The following is an 18,690-nucleotide window of genomic DNA, read 5'->3' on the forward strand; positions in this document are numbered from 1 at the left end:
GCCCTTGCCCCGGGCCGCGCGGTTGCGCATTGTTGTTGCCACCGCCGCCGCTTCGTGGCCCGCCAGTGCGGTTGCCACGGCGCCGATTGCGCCCGCCCTTGTTGCCGCCCTCGCCCTCGCCCTGGCCTTCGCGGCGTTCCGGCCGCTCGCCATTGCCGGCGCCGGCAGCCTGCATCAGCGAGCGGATGTCGCGCTCGTCCAACTCCATCCAGGCGCCGCGCTTCAGCCCGCGCGGCAGCATCATTGCGCCATATCGGATGCGGATCAGCCGGCTGACGGCATGGCCCAGCGCCTCGAACAGACGGCGCACTTCGCGATTGCGACCTTCGGAAATGGTGACGCGGTACCACGTGTTGGCGCCTTCACCGCCGCCATCCTCGATCGAGCCGAACTGGGCCCGGCCGTCCTCCAGGTCGATGCCGTCGAGTAAACGCTGTTTTTCCTCGTTGCTGAGCGCGCCCAGCACCCGCACGGCGTATTCACGCTCCAGGCCGAAGCGCGGATGCATGAGCCGGTTGGCCAGTTCGCCCGAGCTCGTAAACAGCAGCAGGCCTTCGGTGTTCAGGTCCAGCCGGCCGACCGACTGCCATTTGCCCTGCACCAGCCGGGGCAGCTTGCGGAACACCGTGGGCCGGTTCTGCGGGTCGTCATGCGTGACGACCTCGCCAACGGGCTTGTGATACGCAATGACGCGTGCCGGCGGCGGCGCGATGCGAAAGCGGATCGGCTTGCCGTTGACCTTGATCTGGTCGCCGAACTGGATGCGCTGGCCGATATGGGCGGGCTCGTTGTTGACGGAGATGCGGCCTTCCGTGATGAGCTGCTCCATCTCCAGGCGCGAGCCAAGCCCCGACTGGGCCAGGACCTTGTGCAGCTTGGGCGTATCCGCCTGCGGCGAGAGGACACGCTTGGGCAGCGTGACTTCGGGGCTTTCGACCTCGGCGTCGAACTGGCCGGAGATCACATCTTCGAAGCGGATGGGCACGGTGGGCTCGGCCGGTGCCGGCGCAGCCTGCTCGCCCTCATCGCCGTCCTGGTCCTCATCGCTGTCGTCCCACAGCTCCTCGTCGTCTTCATCGGACGCACGAACCGGCGGCGCGGCGGTCGGCGCCGGATCGGCGAGGGATTTGTCCTCAGCTTCGTCGGCGGCGGGCATGGGAACGGCGTCTGGCAGGGGTTGGTTCATGGTCAGTTCTCGACGGCTTCCGGCGCATCGTCCGCGGCGCCCTCGGGGGTGGATGAGTCCGGGCCGGCGGCCTCGGCGGGCGTTTCGGGCGCAGCCTCGGTCGCGGCTTCGATAGTGCTTGCTGCTTGATCTGTCTCCGCCGAAGGCTCGGCAGATGTCACGGGGGTGGTATCGGCAAATGCCTCGGCAGCTGTCTCGACTGGGGTTTCGGCGGGCGTTTGGGCGGGGATCTCGGCGTCCGGCTCGATCGCAAGGCCCGGCTGCCCTGGTTCCTCGATGCCCGCGCCCAGCGATGCCAGCAAGTTGGCCTGGGCAGGTCCTTCGAGGACGGGCAACTGGTCCAGCGACTCGATGCCCAGGTCGTCCAGGAACTGGCGCGTCGTGGCGAACAGCGCGGGCCGGCCCACCGTTTCGCGGTGGCCGATGACCTCGACCCAGCCCCGGTCTTCCAGCTGCTTCAAGATCAAGGCGTTGATCGTCACGCCGCGGATGTCTTCCATATCGCCGCGCGTCACCGGCTGGCGGTACGCGATGATGGCCAGCGTTTCCAGCACGGCCCGCGTGTACTTGGGCGGCTTTTCGGGGTGCAGGCGGTCCAGGTACTCGCGCATCTGCGGGCGGCTCTGGAAGCGCCAGCCGCTGGCGACATGCACCAGTTCGACCCCGCGCTGGGTCCAGTCGTTCTGAAGGTCCGCGAGCAACGCCTTGATGGTGTCGGCAGCCAGTTCGTCGTTGAACAGGACGCGCAGCTCGCGCACCGGCAAAGGCTGCTGCGAGCAAATCAGGGCGGTTTCGAGGACGCGCTTCGCATCCGTCGTATTCATGGTCTTGCCGTTCCGGGGAAAAGGCGCCACTGGCGCGCAAATCAAAGGCTGAACAAAGGCTATTAGGGGCGATTCGTCTCGCGGGCCCGTCGCAAAATCGGTTGCGGGGCGGGCCGCCCCGGTGCTTTCACAGGCTGTGCTGAAGCCTAGGGGGCGTGGCTCGTAAGCCATTCCAGATCATTGTAACGCAGGCCCCACAGTCCCAGCGCCTCGCGCAGGTCGGCAGGCAGCGGAGCGTGAAATTCCACCGCTTTCCCCGTGACGGGATGCGCGAAGGCGAGCCGGAAGGCGTGCAGCGCCTGCCGAGCCAACCCGGCCGCGGGCGCGCCGCCGTAGAGCACGTCTGCCACCAGCGGGTGGCCGATGTGGGCCATGTGCACGCGGATCTGGTGCGTGCGACCCGTCCCGAGCGTCGCGCGAACCCAGCAGCCCGCGGCGGCGGCCTGCAGCAACTCGAACGTCGTGGTGGCGGCCTTGCCGCTCTCGACGACGGCCATGCGAAGGCGGTTGCGCGGATCACGCCCGATCGGCGCGTCAACGTGCCGCACTGCAGTCCCGCCCCAGTCGCGGTGCGCCAGTGCCACGTACTGGCGCGAGACTTCGCGTGCAGCGATGAGCTGCACCAGGGCGTCCATCGTGGCCCGCGTGCGCGCCACCACCATGAGGCCGCTGGTGTCCTTGTCGAGCCGGTGCACGATGCCGGCGCGCGGCAACAGCATCGCCTTCGGGTCGCGGGCCAGAAGTCCGTTGAGCAAGGTGCCGCTCCAGTTGCCGGGTGCCGGGTGCACCACCAGGCCGGCCGGCTTGTTGACCACCAGGAGGTGCTCGTCTTCGTAGACCACATCCAGTGCCATGGGCTCCGGGCGGAATGACTGGCTCTGCGGCGTGGGTCGCAACTCGATCACGCCCTCGTCGCCGGCTTTCACCTTCTGCGACGAACGCGTGGCGGGCGCCCCCTTGAGCGACACGGCGCCCGACTCGATCAGCTGCTGCAGGTAGCTGCGGGAAAATTCCGGTGCAAGGACGGCCAGCGCGCGATCCAGCCGCTCGCCATGGTGCGCGGCATCGATCACGAAGGGCCTCAAGTCGATCTCGACACCGGTCTCCGCGGAGTCGAGCACCTCGTCGTCGAGCGGCTGCGTGTCAGCGGCTGGAGGCTTGTCCTCGGCCGGGTCAAAGGGGTCGGTCGATATAATGAATTTGCCCTGTTTCAAGAAAGTTGCGATTCATGCTTCGAGCCAAATTATCGGTCGTCCCCGCGCTGGCCATCGCCGTTGCCGCCTTGGTGGCCGGCTGCGCCTCGACGAAAGACGACAAGACCGAGAACTGGAGCCCGAACAAGATCTACGCCGAGGCCAAGGACGAGATGAACGCGGCCGCCTACGACAAGGCGATCCCGCTGTTCGAAAAACTCGAAGGCCGCGCCGCCGGCACACCGCTGGCCCAACAGGCGCAACTGGAAAAGGCCTATGCGCAGTACAAGGGCAACGACCAGGCTTCGGCTCTGTCCACGCTCGACCGCTTCATGAAGCTGCACCCTTCGAGCCCCGCGATCGACTACGCGCTGTACCTGAAGGGCATCGTCAACTTCAACGACAACCTGGGCGCTTTCGCCTTCCTGTCCAAGCAGGATCTTGCCGAGCGCGACCAGAAGGCCGCCAAGGAATCGTTCGACGCCTTCAAGGAACTGGTGACGCGCTACCCCGAGTCACGCTACACGCCCGATGCCAAGGCGCGCATGACGTACATCGTCAATTCGCTGGCTCAATATGAAGTGCACGTGGCGCGCTACTACTTCAGCCGCGGCGCTTACGTGGCCGCCATCAACCGCGCGCAGAACGCGCTGACCGATTACCAGGACGTGCCGGCGCTGGAGGAGGCGTTGTACATCCTTGTGCGCTCGTACGACGAATTGGGCATGACCCAGCTGCGCGACGACTCCAAGCGCGTGATGGAGAAGACCTACCCGAAGAGCGAATACCTCTCCCGCGGCTTCAAGTCCAAGCAGGATCCGTGGTGGAAGCTCTGGTAGCCGCCAGCCTCTCCAGCGCTTCCAAAAATTCTTCGTTCGTCGACAGCTTGCGCATGGGCGGCAACGCCGCCATCAGCCGCCGCCCGTAGCCCATCGTGGCCATGCGCGTGTCGCAGACCACCAGCACGCCCTGGTCCGACTCGCGCCGGATCAGCCGCCCCGCCCCCTGCTTCAATGCCACTGCGGCCTCGGGAATGAAATAGTCGTTGAAAGGGCTGCGGCCCTGAGATTCGAGACGCTGGGCGCGCGCCTCGACCAGCGGGTCGCCCGGCGGCGGGAACGGCAGCTTGTCGATGACCACCAGTTGCAAGGCATCACCGGGAACGTCCACGCCTTCCCAGAATGAAGCGGACGCCACCAGCACGCACCCACGCCCGCCTGCGGAGGCACCCTCGCGGAAGCGCTCGATCAACCGCCGCTTGGGCCACTGGCCCTGGACCAGCACCTCGATGTCGGCGGAACCGTCGAAGCGGCGCTGCATCTCTTCGCCGATGGCCCGCAGCGCCCGCAGCGTGGTGGTGAGGACCATCGTTCGCCCACCCAGCCGCTGCGCACCCTCGCTGGCCAGCGCCGCGACCTGCCCGCTGTGCGCCGGGTCATTCGGTTTGGCCAGGTGCCGCGGCACATAAACAGCCGCCTGCGACGCATAGTCGAAAGGGCTGCCGACACGAAGCACTTCGGCCGAGTCGAGCCCGCAGGGTTCGGTAAACCACGACAGCTTCGCGTCGTCGCCGAGTGTGGCCGACGTGAAAATCCACGAGCGGCGGGTCGCTTCCTCGCCGCCCGCGCGCAAAAGCTTTTCCTGCACCGCCTTGGCGATGTCCAGCGGTGACTCGACCAGGCGCAGCTGCGTGCCCGCATCGACCCAACGCACAGCGCCCGGCTCGCAGGGGCCGGCAAAGGCTTTTACCTGACGCGCCATCCTCTCGGCGCGTTCGTGCAGACGCACGAAGTCCGGGGCCAACTCGCTCACCGTGGACAACGCGGCCATGGCAAGCGCGCAGGCTTCATGCAGGTCATCGAGGGCGCGGACCCAGCTTTCCGGATCGACATCGCCAGGTGCCTCGCCCACCCAACGCAGCCGGGCGCCGGGCGCCGCCTTGCCCACCACCAGCCGCAGCTCGCGCGCAGCGCGTTCCACCGCGGAGGCCGCGGCCTGCCAATCGACCAAGCCCCGCGCCTGCTGCAAGCCCGCAGCCAGCATGTCGCGCCCGAAGTCCAGAAGCTGATTGGTGGTGACGAACGCGCCCAGGAACTGGACGCCGGTTTCGTTGAGCTGGTGCGCCTCGTCGAAGATTGCGATACGCACCGTGGGCAGCAGTTCCGCCATGCCCGATTCGCGCACCGCGAGGTCGGCAAAGAACAGGTGATGGTTGATGACGACGACATCGGCCGCCAACGCTTCACGCCGCGCCAAATTGACGTGGCATGCGCGGAACTTCGGGCATTGCGCGCCGAGGCAGTTCTCGCGCGTAGAGGTCACGAACGGGATCAGCGGCGAACGCTCGTCCAGTCCGGGGAGCTCGGCCAGATCACCGGTGCGTGTGGCGTGTGACCACTCTTCAATTTTGGCCAGGGTGCGTAGCGCTCCCCGATCTGGCAGCGCCGCATCGTGCCGGGCTTGCTCCATCCGGTGGATGCAGAGGTAGCTTCCGCGGCCTTTCAGCAAGGCGGTGCGCACCGGCAAGCCCAGTGCTTCGACCAGGCGCGGCAGGTCGCGGCCGAACAGCTGGTCTTGCAGCGTCTTGGTCGCGGTCGACAGCAGCACCCGCTCGCCGCTGAGCAAGGCGGGCACCAGGTACGAGAACGTCTTGCCCACGCCGGTACCGGCCTCGACGACCAAAGCGCCGCCGTCTTCGATCGTGCGCGCGACGGCCATCGCCATCTCGGTCTGCTCGGCGCGAGGATGGAAGTGATCGGCAGCACGCGACAAAACGCCTTCGGGCGCGAAGGCGTCGCGAACCGGATCTTGCAAGGTCATTTAGGCGGGTTCTTTGGGGTCTAGGACCAATTCAAGCCGGGCGATCTGGTCGCGCAGCGCGAGCCGCCTCTTCTTGAGGCGGCGCATCATCAACTCGTCCACGGGCGATTCGAGGCTGGCGCGGTCGATCATCGCGTCCAGATCGGCATGCTCCATCCTCAGTTCGATCAGGCGGCGTTCAGGAGAGTGGAGGTTGGAATCCAAGGAATCTGCGGCTGCTTGCATGCCGCTACGGTCGGGTTCGCTCAATAATACGTGTTTCAGGGGCAATAATCGAGCGCACCGCCAACCGGCGTCATCGATATTCACAGCATGGCCAGCAAGGGTTACCGACTCACCGCATCGACCGGCATCCACAAGGGTGACCGCGAATACCAGCAGGACCAGGTCGTCCTGCTCAGCCACCCACGGCAGACGGGGTGCGTGCTGGGCATCGTTGCCGACGGCATGGGCGGCCGCAGCGGCGGCCGCAAGGCCTCCGACCAGGTGATGATGACGGCGCGCCAGCTGTTCGAGCGCTACTCGCCGGACCACGACGACGCCCACTCGCTGCTGAAGCAAATGGTGCAAGAGGCGCACATCGTCATCAAGCTCACCGCCGTGTCCTCCGAACAGGAGCCGCATAGCACCCTGGCCGCTTTCCTGATCAACCCGGCGGGCGACTGCCACTGGATCCACGCCGGCGATTCGCGCATCTACCACTTTCATGCGGGCAAGCTGGTCAAACGCACGATGGACCATTCCTATGTGCAGACGCTCGTCGAACGCGGGGAGCTGACGGAAGAGGAAGCCAACGTCCACCCCCAGTCGAACATCCTGATGGGTTGCCTGGGCGCCGAGGACGATCCGCCGGCCGACCACCACCTGATCCCGATGCTGAAGCCCGGCGACGTGCTGCTGGCCTGCAGCGACGGCATCTGGCACTACTTCAGCCCCAGCGAGCTGGGGTCGGTGCTGTCGTCCCTGTCGCCGCGGGAGGCGACGGAGTTCCTCATCGAGAAGGCCCGCTCGCGCGGGCATGGCGGGGGCGACAACCTCTCGCTGGTGGTCGCCAAGCTGGAGCCGCTGGACAGCTGACAAGCGCGCGAGCGCCGGTTTACGGCGCCTCGGGCAGCGGCTTGGCAGCCGGCTTCTTGCGATCGGCCAAGCGTTTTTCGAGCGCTGCCTTGCGCTCCTCGGCCTCGGCCACGCGCTTTTCCTGGCGCTTGACGGCGTCGGCCGCATCCTTGTCGCGGCGCTGCTTCGCCTCTTGCGACTCGGCTTTCTTGCGCGCGGCCTCGTCCTGGCGCCCGGCCGCCTTGGCCGATCGCGATGCGTCAGCCGCAGCGCGGTCGGCGGCCTTCTCGGCAGCGCGGGTTTCGCGCCCCTGCTGCCCGGCCGCAGCCTTGGCGCGCCGCGCGGCCTCGTCCTGCTTGTCGGCCGCCAGGCTTTCCTCGGACAGCCGCACGCGCTCATCGGACTTTCGCCGGCGTTCGGCGTCATTGAGCTGGATCTCCTGGCGGCGCAGGTCCGACAGCACGCCTCGGCGCTTGGCGCGCGCTTCGTTCAGGCAATCGTTGACGGCGAACTTGCCGTAACAGGCCTTTTCCGCGGTTCGAAACTCCGTCTCCGCCGCGCCCCGCTCGGTGGCGATTCGCGCGCGCTGGGCCTTGGCGGCTTCCGGCTCGTCAGCCGACGAGGCGAGCGGCAGGGCCAGGAACGCGAGCAGCAGAAGCAGTTTTTTCATGTGAGGCGGGTGTCCACGGTGCGGTGCTCCAGCGCGAGGAACTCGGTCGACTGCATCTCGTTCAGCCGGGAAACCGTGCGCGGAAACTCATGGGCCAGCGGCCCGTCCGTGTACAACGCGTCTGGCGGCACGGCTGCCGACATGATCAGCTTGACGCGGCGGTCGTACAAGACATCCACCAGCCACGTGAAGCGCCTCGCTTCCGAAGCCATCCGCACGGGCATGTAGGGCACATCGGAAAGCAGCACCGTGTGGAACTGGCTCGCGATCTCGAGGTAGTCGTTCTGCGATCGCGGGCCCCCGCACAAGGTCTTGAAGTCGAACCAGACCACGCCGCCGGCCTTGCGCCGGGACCGGATTTCGCGTGCCTCGATGTGCAGCACCGGGTCCTCGTCGTGCGACTCGGCCAGGCGCGTGAAGGCCTCGTTCATCTGCGCATCCGCCTCGGGACCGAGCGGCGTGTGGTACAGCTTTACCTGTTCCATGGTGCGGGCGCGGTAGTCCACGCCGTTGTCGACGCTGATGACCTCGAGCTTCTCGTTGAGCAGCGCGATGGCGGGCAGGATCCGGTCGCGGTGCAGTCCGTCCGGATAGAGATCATTCGGCTTGAAGTTCGAAGTGGTGACGAAGCCCACGCCGTTGTCGAACAGCGCGTCCAGCAGCCGGTGCAGGATCATCGCGTCCGTGATGTCGGCCACGTGGAATTCGTCGAAGCAGATCAGCCGGTAGCGGCGCGACATGCGCTCGCCCAGTTCATCCAGCGGGTTCACGGTGCCTTGCAAGTCGGAGAGCTCGCGATGCACTTCCCGCATGAACTCGTGGAAATGCAGCCGTGTCTTGCGCACGAGCGGCACGGCCGTGTAGAAGCAATCCATCAGGAAGCTCTTGCCGCGCCCGACCCCGCCGTGCATGTAGACCCCTCGCGGGATCTCCGGCCGGTTGATCAGCTTCTTGAAGACATTGGAGCGCTGCTCCTTGAACTCAGCCCATTCACGCGCACAGCGGTCCAGCGCTTCGACGGCGCGCAACTGCGCGGGATCGCTCTGGTAGCCGCGTGCCTTCAGTTCGGCTTCGTAGACTTCGCGAACCGACGGCACGTGTTCTCGCATCGGCTAGAAGTTCAGCGTGCGCTTGTCGACGGCCAACGCCGCTTCCTTCGTCGCCTCGGACAGCGACGGGTGTGCATGGCAGATGCGGGCGATGTCTTCCGCCGAAGCGCGGAACTCCATCGCCACCACGGCTTCGGAAATCAGCTCACTGGCCATCGGGCCGACGATGTGCACGCCCAGGATTTCGTCCGTCGTGGCGTCCGCAAGAAACTTCACCATGCCGGTCGTGTCGCCCAACGCACGTGCACGGCCGTTGGCCATGAACGGGAAGGTGCCGGCCTTGTACTTGACGCCCGCCGCCTTGAGCTGCTGCTCAGTCTGGCCGACCCACGCGATCTCGGGGCTGGTGTAGATCACCCAGGGGATGGTGTTGAAGTTGACGTGGCCGTGCTGGCCGGCAATCCGCTCGGCCACCGCCACGCCCTCTTCTTCCGCCTTGTGCGCGAGCATCGGGCCGCGCACGACATCACCCACCGCCCAGACGTTCGGCAGGTTGGTCTTGCAGTCACCATCCACCAGGATCGCGCCGCGCTCGTCGAGCTTCAAGCCCACGGCTTCGCCGTTCAGGCCGATGGTGTTGGGCACGCGGCCGATCGAGACGATCAGCTTGTCCACTTCCAAGGTCTGCGCTTCGCCCTTGGCATTGGTCCACGCGACGGAAACGCCCTTCTTGCCGGACTTGATTTCGCCGACCTTCACGCCCAGCTCGATCTTCAGGCCCTGCTTGTCGAAAGCCTTCTTTGCTTCCTTGGCGATCTGCTCGTCCACCGCCCCCAGGAAGGTGGGCAGCGCTTCGAGCACGGTCACCTCGGCGCCCAGGCGGCGCCAGACCGAACCCATCTCCAGGCCGATCACACCCGAGCCGATCAGGCCCAGCGTCTTGGGCACGCCCTGGATGCGCAGCGCGCCGTCGTTGGACAGAACGTTCTCTTCGTCGAACGGAGTGCCGGGCAGCGCGCGGGCATTGGAGCCCGTCGCCAGGATGATGTGCTTGCCGGCGATGGTTTCTTCCGCCGCGCCCGCAACCTGGATCTCGTACCCGCCTTCAGTTGCCTTGGCGAACGAACCGCGGCCGTGGAAGAACGTGACCTTGTTCTTCTTGAACAGGAACTGGATACCGTCGTTGTTCTGCTTCACGACGGTGTCCTTTCGCTTGAGCATGGTCGCCACGTCCAGCGTCATGCCGGTCATGGAGATGCCGTGGTCCGCGAAGTGGTGGCCCGCATGGTCGAAGTGCTCGGACGACTGCAGCAGCGCCTTGGAGGGGATGCAGCCTACGTTGGTGCAGGTGCCGCCAAGGGCCGGCTTGCCGTCCTTGTTCTTCCACTCGTCGACGCAAGCGGTGTTGAAGCCCAGTTGAGCCGCGCGGATGGCGGCGATGTAGCCACCGGGACCGCCGCCGATGACGATGACGTCGAATTGTTTGGACATCTATGTCTCCTTAGATGTCAAACAGGAGGCGCGCCGGATCTTCCAGCGCTTCCTTCATCGCCACCAGCCCGAGCACGGCTTCGCGGCCGTCGATGATGCGGTGGTCATAAGACATGGCCAGATAGTTGATCGGCCGGACCACCACTTGCCCGTTCTCGACGACTGCACGGTCCTTGGTGGCGTGAACGCCCAGGATCGCCGACTGCGGCGGGTTGATGATGGGGGTGGAGAGCATGGAACCGAACACGCCGCCGTTGGAGATGGAGAAGGTGCCGCCGGTCATTTCCTCGATGCCCAGCTTGCCGTCGCGCGCCTTGGCGCCGTATTCGGCGATCTTCTTCTCGATGTCGGCAAAGCTCATCTGGTCGGCGTTGCGCAGGATCGGCACCACCAGGCCACGCGGCGAGCCGACGGCGATGCCGATGTCGAAGTAGCCGTGGTAGACGACGTCATTGCCGTCGACCGAGGCGTTGAGCACCGGGTACTTCTTGAGCGCGTGCACCGCAGCCTTCACGAAGAAGCTCATGAAGCCGATCTTGACGCCGTGCTCCTTCTCGAACTTCTCCTGGAAACGCTTGCGCATTTCCATCACCGGCGCCATGTTCACTTCGTTGAACGTGGTCAGGATGGCATTGGAAGACTGCGACTGCAGCAGGCGCTCGGCCACGCGGGCGCGCAGGCGGCTCATCGGCACGCGCTGCTCGGGGCGCTGACCCAGGTCGGGCGCGGCGCTCGGAGAAGCGACTTGCGGCAGCGCCGTCTTCGGCACGCCCGTGGGCGCGGCGACCGGAGCGACGGCGGGCTTGGCGCCGCCGGCAACCGCGCCGAGTACGTCGCCCTTGGTCACGCGGCCATCCTTGCCAGTGCCCGGCACCGAACCGGCAGCCAGGTTGTTGTCGGCCATGAGCTTGGCGGCAGCAGGCATCGCGATGCCAGCCTTGGATCCCGCGGCTGCGGCGGGTGCGGATGCAGATGCGGCAGGCGCGGCGGCGACGGGTGCTGCAGCGGCGGCGGGAGCAGCAACAGCGCCCTTGCCTTCCGTATCGATTCTCGCAATGACCTGTTCGGCAGCAACCGTAGCGCCGTCGGCCTGCACGATCTCGGCCAGCACGCCGGCGGCGGGCGCAGGCACTTCCAGCACGACCTTGTCGGTCTCGATCTCGATCAGGATTTCATCGATGGCGATCATGTCGCCGGGCTTCTTCTTCCACTGCAGCAGGGTTGCTTCGGCAACCGACTCGGACAGCTGCGGGACTTTGACTTCAACGATAGACATTTTCTTTTCCTGGATTCTTGTTCGTAAGCATCCGCGCGGTGACCGGCCCTTCGGTCCGCTTCGACCGCGCGGAGTTATTTCGGCGCCTTCGGCGTCCGAAATAACATTACTTGGTGAGGACGAAGCCCTTCAGCTTGCCGAAAGCGCCGTCCACCAACGCTTTTTGCTGTTCCTGGTGCAGGTGCGAATAACCCACGGCCGGCGAGGCCGAAGCCGCGCGTCCCGAGTACCCGAGCTTCTGCCCTTCGAGCATGTTCTCGTGGATGTAGTGCTGCACGAAGAACCAGGCGCCCTGGTTCTGCGGCTCGTCCTGCGCCCACACGATGTCGGTGACGTTGGGGTACTTTTTCAACTCGGCCGCGAATGTCTTGTGCGGGAACGGGTAGAGCTGCTCGACACGCAGGATGGCGACGCTGTCGTCCTCGCGCTCGTCACGCTTCTTGGCCAGGTCGTAGTAGACCTTGCCCGAGCAGACGACGATGCGCTTGACCTTGTCGGCTTTCAGCTCGCGGCTCTCGGGGATGATGGTCTGGAAGGTGCCCTTGGTGAACTCGGTCAACGGCGAGGTCGCGTCCTTGTTCCGCAGCAGCGACTTCGGCGTCATGATGATCAGCGGCTTGCGCAGGTTGCGCACCATCTGGCGGCGCAACACGTGGAAGATCTGGCTGGCCGTGGTCGGCTGGACCACTTGCATGTTCGTGTCGGCCGACAGCTGCATGAAGCGCTCGAGGCGCGCCGAGCTGTGCTCGGGGCCTTGGCCTTCGTAGCCGTGCGGCAGCATCAGCGTGATGCCGTTGACGCGGCCCCACTTCACTTCGCCCGAGGCGATGAACTGGTCGATCACCACTTGCGCGCCGTTGGCGAAGTCGCCGAACTGCGCTTCCCAGATCACCAGCGTGTTCGGGTCGTTGGACGCGTAGCCGTATTCGAAGCCCAGCACCGCCTCTTCGGACAGGATGGAGTCGATGACGACGTAGGGGGCCTGGTTCTCGGCGACGTTGCACAGCGGCGTATAGGTGCCGATGTCCCATTTCTCGCGGTTCTGGTCGTGCAGCACCGAGTGGCGGTGGGTGAACGTGCCGCGGCCGCAGTCCTCACCGGAGAGGCGCACCGGATAGCCGCTGGCCACCAGCGACGCGAACGCCATGTGCTCGCCCATGCCCCAGTCGACGTTGACGTCGCCCCGGCCCATGGCCGCGCGGTCGTCGAGGACCTTCTTGACCAGCGGATGCGGCGTGAAGTCCGCCGGCACCGTGGTGATCTTCTCGGCCAGGCGCTTCCACTCGGCCATGGGGATGGCGGTGTCGGCGGCGTCCGTCCACTTCTTGTTCAGGTATGGGCTCCAGTCGACCGCGTACTTGCTCTTGAAGTTGGTCAGCACCGGGTCCACCGTGTGCTTGCCGGCGTCCATGGCGGCACGGTAGGCCTTGACCATGTCGTCGCCCAGCGACTCACCCATGCCCTGCGCGGCCAGCTTGTCGGCGTACAGCTTGCGGGTGCCGGGGTGCGCCGCGATCTTCTTGTACATCAGCGGCTGCGTGAGCGACGGGGTGTCCTGCTCGTTGTGGCCGAGCTTACGGAAGCAGACGATGTCGACCACCACGTCCTTTGCGAACTCCATGCGGTATTCGAGGGCGAGCTGAGTGGCCAGCACCACGGCTTCGGGGTCGTCACCGTTCACGTGCAGCACCGGCGCTTCGATCATCTTCACGATGTCCGTGCAGTACAGCGTCGAGCGGGCGTCGCGCGGATCGGAAGTGGTAAAGCCGATCTGGTTGTTGATGACCAGATGGACGGTGCCGCCGGTGAAGTAGCCGCGCGTCTCGGCGAGCGCCAGGGTTTCCATCACGACGCCCTGGCCGGCGATGGCCGCGTCGCCGTGCACCTGGATCGGCAGCACCTGCTTGCCTTGCGGGTCGGCGCGGCGATCCATGCGGGCGCGCACCGAGCCCTCGACAACGGGATTCACGATCTCGAGGTGCGAGGGGTTGAACGCCAGCGACAGGTGGACCGGGCCGCCGGGGGTGGTCACGTCCGAGCTGAAACCCTGGTGGTACTTCACGTCGCCGGCCGGCAGGTCTTCCTTCGCCGTGTGGTCGAACTCGGCGAACAGGTCGGCCGGCATCTTGCCCAGCGTATTGACCAGCACGTTCAAGCGGCCGCGGTGGGCCATGCCGATGACGATTTCCTGGACGCCTTTGGCGCCGGCGCCCTGGATCAGTTCGTCCATCGAGGCGATGAAGCTCTCGCCGCCTTCGAGCGAGAAGCGCTTCTGGCCGACGTACTTGGTGTGCAGGAAGCGTTCCAGGCCTTCAGCGGCCGTCACGCGGTCGAGGATGTGCTTCTTCTTTTCCGCGCCGAAGTTGGGCTTGCTGCGGATCGATTCCAGCTTTTGCTGCCACCAGCGCTTCTTGTTCTGGTCGCTGATGTACATGTACTCGGCGCCGATGGAGCCGCAGTAGGTTTCGCGCAGGGAGTTGATCAACTCGCGCAGCGACATCGTCTCCTTGCCGAAGAACGTGTTGCTGATGTTGAACACGGCTTCCTGGTCGGAGTCGGAAAATCCGTAGAAGGAAGCTTCGAGTTCGGGGATGTTCTCGCGCTCGGTGCGCTTGAGCGGATCCAGGTCGGCCCAGCGGGAACCGACGTTGCGGTAGGCGGCAATGAGCTGCTGCACGGCCGTGCGCTTGCGGCCCATTTCGGCGTCCTGGCTGGCCACGACCACCTTGGTGCCGCCCTGCTTGGCGCGCTCGGCGAACGCGTTGATGACCGGCATGTGCGGGACATCCTTGGCGTTGCTGCCGTCCCCGGCCGGGACGTGCTGGAGCGCGTCGAAGTATTCGCGCCAGGTCTCGGGGACGCTGGTCGGATTGGCGAGGTAGTTTTCGTACATCTCCTCGACATAGGGCGCGTTGCCGCCGAAGAGATAGGAATTGCCCTGGTAGGCCGTGTAGACGGTGCCGGGATCACTCATGCTTGCGCTACTTTCCGTCTCCCTGCAGGAGACATTTAGCTGGTTTAGGAAACCTTCCGCGACACGGCTGAACCGGATGGCGGATGCGACTGTGGCTATGGAAGGGGCCTTTGTTGCGAGGGCGATTGTGCCACGTTCCGTGGCACAGTGCCCTCGCAACCGGCCCCGAGGGGCGTCTCAGGAACCCCCTCACCCCCGCCCTCTCCCCCGATGGGGAGAGGGAGCGAGTCATCCGTTGGCGATCAAATCCCGTATCTGCTGCAGGGCCGAGGGGTCTTCGATGGTGGTCAGGTCGCCCGCATCGCGCCCTTCAGCCACGGCCTGGATCGCGCGGCGCAACAGCTTGCCGCTGCGGGTCTTGGGGAGCAGGTTCACGAAATGGACGCGTGAAGGCCGCGCCACGGCGCCCAGGGTGTCGTCCACGACTTTCATGATCTCGCCTTCGAGCTTGAGGCGGGCCGCAGCCTCGCCCAACGCGGCGGCGTCCCGGGCGACGACGAAAGCCATTGCCACCTGCCCCTTGAGCGGGTCGGCCACGCCCACCACCGCCACCTCGGCCACGTTGGGATGGCTGGAGATGCTTTCCTCGATCTCCCGCGTGCCCAGGCGGTGGCCGGCGACGTTGATCACATCATCGGTGCGCCCAAGAATGAAGAAATAGCCGTCTGCATCGCGGATTCCCCAATCAAAGGTGCTGTAGACCGTCTTTCCAGGGACTGTCTCCCAGTAGGTCTTCACGTAGCGCTCGTCGTCGCCCCACACGGTCTGCATGAAGCCCGGCGGCGTCGGCCCTTCGATCACGACGACGCCTTTCTCGCCCGGCGCGGTGAGCTCCTCGCCCGTGCTTTCGTGCACCAGCTTGACGTCGAAGCCGTACATCGGAACGCCCGGGCTGCCCAGGCGGCTTGGCTTGGGCTCCACGCCATTGGCGATGGTCAGGATGGGCCAGCCGCTTTCGGTCTGCCAGTAGTTGTCGATGATGGGCACGCCCAGGCCTTCGCTGATCCAGCGAGCGGTCGGCTCGTCCAGCGGTTCTCCCGCGAGGAACAGGGCCTTCAGGCTCGACAAGTCGTATTTCTTCAGGAACGCCGGATCCTGTTTCTTGAGCACGCGCACCGCCGTGGGCGCGCTGAACATGCCGGTCACCTTGTATTTCTCGACCAGGCTCCACCAGATGCCGGCGTCGGGCCGGATCGGCAGGCCTTCGTACATGATCGTCGCCATGCCGGCGATCAGCGGGCCGTAGACGATGTAGCTGTGGCCCACCACCCAGCCGATGTCGCTTGTGGAAAAGAAGGTTTCCCCCGGCGCGCCCAGAAAGATGTGCTTCATGCTGGCGGCCAGTGCCACGGCATAGCCGCCGACGTCTCGCTGCACGCCTTTGGGCCGGCCGGTGGTGCCGCTCGTGTAGATGGTGTAGCTGATGTCGGTGGCGTCCAGCCACTCGCAATCGACCTGGGTGCCGGACTGTTGCTGCGTGAGCAGCGCCCAGTCATGGTCGCGCCCCGCGACCCGTTCCATGGCCGCGAGGCCCCGGTCCACCAGCAAGACCGAATCGGGCTTGTGCTTCGAAAGGCGGATGCCTTCGTCCAGCAGGGGCTTGTACGCCACCACCTTGCCGCCACGCGAACCCGCATCGGCGCTGACGATCACCTTCGGCGTGGCGTCCTCGATGCGCGAGGCCAGTGACACTGACGCGAAGCCGCCGAACACGACGGAGTGGATGGCACCGATGCGCGCGCACGCCAGCATCGTGAAGGCGGCCTCCGCGATCATCGGCATGTAGATCAGCACGCGGTCGCCCTTTTGCACGCCCAGGCTCTTCAGCGCCGCGGCCGCCCGCTGCACCTCGCCGTGCAATTCACGGAATGTGTAGATGCGCTCGGCGCCGGTTTCGGTGGAAACGCAGATGAGCGCCGGCTGGTCCGCCCTGTCCGTCAGGTGGCGGTCGACGGCGTTGTGGCACAGGTTCGTGGTGCCGCCGGCGAACCAGCGCGTGAAGGGCGGGCGGCTGTCGTCGCAGATGGTTCCCGGCTGGGTTTTCCAATCGATCAACGCGGCCTGCTCGGCCCAGAAGGCGTCGCGGTCTTCGATGGATCGACGGTGGAACTCTTCGTAGCGGCTCATGTCTTGTCTCCTCTTTGTGCAGCCCGCCCATTCTGTCTGCCTGGCTTGCCGCACGCTGACGCCGCGCACGCAGCCGGAGCGCCTACTTGACCAGGCTCAACACATCCTTGAATAGCGGGTGCTCGGCCGTGCGCAGCCATTCGAAAGCCACCATCTCCGTGGTGACGAGCTCGGCGCCGGCGCCGGCCAACCGGTCGAAGGCGGCGTCGCGGTCGCGCTCGGTGCGCGAGCTGCAGGCGTCCGTGACCACCCAGACTTCGAACTCTTCCTCGAGCAGGTCCAACGCGGTCTGCAACAGGCAGACGTGCGCTTCGCACCCTGCGATCACCACGGTGTTGCGCTGCTCCTCGGGCTCCGGCGCGGGCTTCTGCAAGTGTTTGGGCAGGCTGCGGGCGTTGCCCCCTTGCCGCGCTTTCGCCGGCGGGCGCAGCAGCTCGGTCAGGCCGTCGGCGACGGCACTGAAGTGCATTTTCGTGAGCGTCTTGCGGCAGAGCTCGCGCAGCTCAGGCGGGCTGCTCCCCAAGCCCTGCGGGTTTTCCTCCGTGCCCCAGGCGGGCACGTCGAACATGCGGGCGAGGCGGCCCAGGCGCAGGGCATTGCGCAAGACCGCTTCGCCCTCGTGAATGGAGGGCATCAAGGCGGACTGGTAGTCCACCAGCACGAGTTGTGATTCGTCGGCGTCGAGCAGCATGAAAGGCATTCGTTGGAATGCCTCCATTATTGCGGGGTGCGAAGACCCTAAGACGCGGCGAGTGAAGCGGGCCCGGTTGCGTCCAGGCACACCACCGGGGCGCCGCGGGGCCTGGCGTGGTGCCGCGGCAGCGCCGTGATGCCCATCGGGCGGGAATGCCGCTCGCGATCGCGCTGCATGTGGTGGTGGCGGCGCGCTTCATGCTCCTGCGAACGCGCCAGTGCGCGGCGCAGTTCGCCATGCAGTTCCTGCACCGACGCGGTTTCGGCGTTGGCCGTCTGGATCATGAAGTCCGGCACCAGCACGATCTCGCTGTCGCCCGCGTCCAGCTCGATGCGCATCGGGTTACCCAGCACGCGCTGGATCGCGGCCAGGGTTTTCTCGCGATGCATGCCCGGCAGGATGACGGTGAATTCGGCCGGCCCGGTGCGGGCGGCCAGGCCACGCCCTTCGCACAGCGCGTTCAGCTTCCTGACGATGCGCGCCAGCAGCTTGTGCGCGATGCGGCTGCCGTAGATGGTTCGCACTTCCAGCAAGTCCGAGCAATCGAAGACGGTGACCGAGACCGGGCGGCCATCGCGCTTGCAGGCAGCGAGCATCTCGTCACCGTGGGCGGTGAAGCCCTCCATGTTGTACAAGGCCGTGCTGCCGTCGATGCGGCCGCTCTCCAGGGTCTCGTCGGGACGGCGCATCACGGCGCCGAACTTCATGGCCAGCAGCAGCGGGAAGATGCACAGGAAGCCGCCCTGCGCCAGGATGTCGGCCACCGGGGCGGGGTTCTGCACTTGCAACGATCCGATGGCAAATTCAAGCACCGCGATCGCAACCAGGCCAGCACCCCACGCGGGCTTCAGCATGAAAGCGTAGTAGAGGCAGGTGATCGTAAGCCAGAAGAAAAAGAGGCCTCCGGGGCCGCCGACCTCAGCCGATGTCTGGGTGTGGAGCACGTAGGCACCGGCGATCAGCGCGAGGCCGCGCCAGGCCATGTCGGATTGATGGCGGGCGGGCCGCGCCTCGGCCCATTTGCCGATCAGCCCCGCATACAGCACAAAAAGCCAGATGCCCGGGACGCCGGGGAATGCAAAGACGGCCAGCCACGCGGTGTAGACGGCAATCGACCAGGCCACCCACCGCTCCAGGTGGCGCAGGCTGTGCGAAATCCAGTCGCTCGGGGCCGCGGCCACCGGTCCGGCGGACCGTTGGGACGGGAAATCGGTGTTCAAGGGGGCGGGTGCGGTCATCGTTCTCTCCTGCGCATGCCGTGCGGCTTACGCTTGGAGACAATGAAAACATGCGGACACGCACCGCACTTAGGCAAATGCGGCGCACCGGT

15 protein-coding genes are annotated in these 18,690 nt (G+C 66.0%); 2 read left to right on the plus strand and 13 right to left on the minus strand.

The window, feature by feature from the left end; translation table 11 throughout:
* The 3 genes from EEB15_RS18905 to EEB15_RS18915 form a co-directional block, all read right to left on the minus strand.
* On the minus strand, positions 1-1,186 hold a 1,186-nt coding region (locus EEB15_RS18905; RefSeq protein ID WP_233259545.1), incomplete at its 3' end, for a pseudouridine synthase.
* A 2-nt stretch (positions 1,187-1,188) separates the two neighbouring features.
* Positions 1,189-2,010 carry an SMC-Scp complex subunit ScpB gene (gene scpB / locus EEB15_RS18910; RefSeq protein ID WP_141511438.1) on the minus strand — a complete coding sequence of 274 codons (822 nt, stop codon included), beginning with the start codon at positions 2,008-2,010 and terminating at the stop codon, positions 1,189-1,191.
* 146 nt (positions 2,011-2,156) lie between these two features.
* The gene (locus EEB15_RS18915) at positions 2,157-3,224 is read right to left on the minus strand and encodes an RluA family pseudouridine synthase (RefSeq protein ID WP_370283717.1); all 1,068 of its coding nucleotides are present in this window, start codon (positions 3,222-3,224) and stop codon (positions 2,157-2,159) included.
* A gap of 14 nt (positions 3,225-3,238) precedes the next feature.
* Between EEB15_RS18915 and EEB15_RS18920 the strand changes: the two genes are divergently transcribed.
* On the plus strand, positions 3,239-4,042 hold the full coding sequence (locus EEB15_RS18920; protein WP_141511439.1) for an outer membrane protein assembly factor BamD: 804 nt from the start codon (positions 3,239-3,241) through the stop codon (positions 4,040-4,042).
* Here the strand turns inward: EEB15_RS18920 and EEB15_RS18925 are convergent.
* Together EEB15_RS18925 and EEB15_RS18930 are read right to left on the minus strand one after the other, a co-directional pair.
* On the minus strand, positions 4,005-6,023 hold the full coding sequence (locus tag EEB15_RS18925) for an ATP-dependent DNA helicase (RefSeq protein ID WP_141511440.1): 2,019 nt from the start codon (positions 6,021-6,023) through the stop codon (positions 4,005-4,007). The genes EEB15_RS18920 and EEB15_RS18925 overlap by 38 nt on opposite strands.
* Positions 6,024-6,227, minus strand: a complete 204-nt coding sequence (locus EEB15_RS18930; RefSeq protein ID WP_141511610.1) for a YdcH family protein — start codon at positions 6,225-6,227, stop codon at positions 6,024-6,026.
* A gap of 108 nt (positions 6,228-6,335) precedes the next feature.
* Here EEB15_RS18930 and EEB15_RS18935 point away from each other — a divergent pair, with 108 nt between their 5' ends.
* Complete coding sequence (locus EEB15_RS18935) at positions 6,336-7,100, plus strand: PP2C family serine/threonine-protein phosphatase (RefSeq protein ID WP_141511441.1); 765 nt, start codon at positions 6,336-6,338, stop codon at positions 7,098-7,100.
* A 19-nt stretch (positions 7,101-7,119) separates the two neighbouring features.
* Here EEB15_RS18935 and EEB15_RS18940 read toward each other — a convergent pair whose 3' ends face one another.
* The 8 genes from EEB15_RS18940 to EEB15_RS18975 all read right to left on the minus strand — a co-directional run bounded on the left by EEB15_RS18940 (position 7,120) and on the right by EEB15_RS18975 (position 18,598).
* Positions 7,120-7,749, minus strand: a complete 630-nt coding sequence (locus EEB15_RS18940; RefSeq protein ID WP_141511442.1) for a hypothetical protein — start codon at positions 7,747-7,749, stop codon at positions 7,120-7,122.
* Positions 7,746-8,858, minus strand: a complete 1,113-nt coding sequence (gene zapE, locus EEB15_RS18945) for a cell division protein ZapE (protein WP_141511443.1) — start codon at positions 8,856-8,858, stop codon at positions 7,746-7,748. Before zapE ends, EEB15_RS18940 begins: the two co-directional genes overlap by 4 nt.
* A 3-nt stretch (positions 8,859-8,861) precedes the next feature.
* Complete coding sequence (lpdA, locus tag EEB15_RS18950; protein WP_141511444.1) at positions 8,862-10,289, minus strand: dihydrolipoyl dehydrogenase; 1,428 nt, start codon at positions 10,287-10,289, stop codon at positions 8,862-8,864.
* A 10-nt stretch (positions 10,290-10,299) separates the two neighbouring features.
* Positions 10,300-11,565 (minus strand): 2-oxoglutarate dehydrogenase complex dihydrolipoyllysine-residue succinyltransferase, encoded by a 1,266-nt coding sequence (gene odhB / locus EEB15_RS18955; protein WP_141511445.1) that lies wholly within the window; start codon positions 11,563-11,565, stop codon positions 10,300-10,302.
* Between the two features lie 106 nt (positions 11,566-11,671).
* Positions 11,672-14,539 (minus strand): 2-oxoglutarate dehydrogenase E1 component, encoded by a 2,868-nt coding sequence (locus EEB15_RS18960; RefSeq protein ID WP_141511446.1) that lies wholly within the window; start codon positions 14,537-14,539, stop codon positions 11,672-11,674.
* Positions 14,540-14,767: 228 nt separating this feature from the next.
* Entirely contained in the window at positions 14,768-16,720 is a 1,953-nt protein-coding gene (locus EEB15_RS18965) for a propionate--CoA ligase (RefSeq protein ID WP_255466353.1), read from the minus strand.
* 28 nt (positions 16,721-16,748) lie between these two features.
* Entirely contained in the window at positions 16,749-17,357 is a 609-nt protein-coding gene (locus tag EEB15_RS18970; RefSeq protein ID WP_141511448.1) for an isochorismatase family protein, read from the minus strand.
* A 47-nt stretch (positions 17,358-17,404) separates the two neighbouring features.
* On the minus strand, positions 17,405-18,598 hold the full coding sequence (locus EEB15_RS18975; RefSeq protein ID WP_141511449.1) for a GGDEF domain-containing protein: 1,194 nt from the start codon (positions 18,596-18,598) through the stop codon (positions 17,405-17,407).
* Positions 18,599-18,690 lie beyond the last annotated feature (92 nt).

This window comes from Ramlibacter sp. WS9, assembly GCF_003797765.1.
GTDB lineage: Bacteria > Pseudomonadota > Gammaproteobacteria > Burkholderiales > Burkholderiaceae_C > Ramlibacter.

What these genes read in the sequence shown, in the direction of transcription:
- scpB (WP_141511438.1), bottom strand. Translation starts at nt 2,010, where the DNA reads ATGAATACGACGGATGCGAAGCGCGTCCTCGAAACCGCCCTGATTTGC.
- EEB15_RS18920 (WP_141511439.1), top strand. Translation starts at nt 3,239, where the DNA reads ATGCTTCGAGCCAAATTATCGGTCGTCCCCGCGCTGGCCATCGCCGTT.
- EEB15_RS18925 (WP_141511440.1), bottom strand. Translation starts at nt 6,023, where the DNA reads ATGACCTTGCAAGATCCGGTTCGCGACGCCTTCGCGCCCGAAGGCGTT.
- EEB15_RS18935 (WP_141511441.1), top strand. Translation starts at nt 6,336, where the DNA reads ATGGCCAGCAAGGGTTACCGACTCACCGCATCGACCGGCATCCACAAG.
- EEB15_RS18940 (WP_141511442.1), bottom strand. Translation starts at nt 7,749, where the DNA reads ATGAAAAAACTGCTTCTGCTGCTCGCGTTCCTGGCCCTGCCGCTCGCC.
- zapE (WP_141511443.1), bottom strand. Translation starts at nt 8,858, where the DNA reads ATGCGAGAACACGTGCCGTCGGTTCGCGAAGTCTACGAAGCCGAACTG.
- lpdA (WP_141511444.1), bottom strand. Translation starts at nt 10,289, where the DNA reads ATGTCCAAACAATTCGACGTCATCGTCATCGGCGGCGGTCCCGGTGGC.
- odhB (WP_141511445.1), bottom strand. Translation starts at nt 11,565, where the DNA reads ATGTCTATCGTTGAAGTCAAAGTCCCGCAGCTGTCCGAGTCGGTTGCC.
- EEB15_RS18960 (WP_141511446.1), bottom strand. Translation starts at nt 14,539, where the DNA reads ATGAGTGATCCCGGCACCGTCTACACGGCCTACCAGGGCAATTCCTAT.
- EEB15_RS18970 (WP_141511448.1), bottom strand. Translation starts at nt 17,357, where the DNA reads ATGCTGCTCGACGCCGACGAATCACAACTCGTGCTGGTGGACTACCAG.
- EEB15_RS18975 (WP_141511449.1), bottom strand. Translation starts at nt 18,598, where the DNA reads ATGACCGCACCCGCCCCCTTGAACACCGATTTCCCGTCCCAACGGTCC.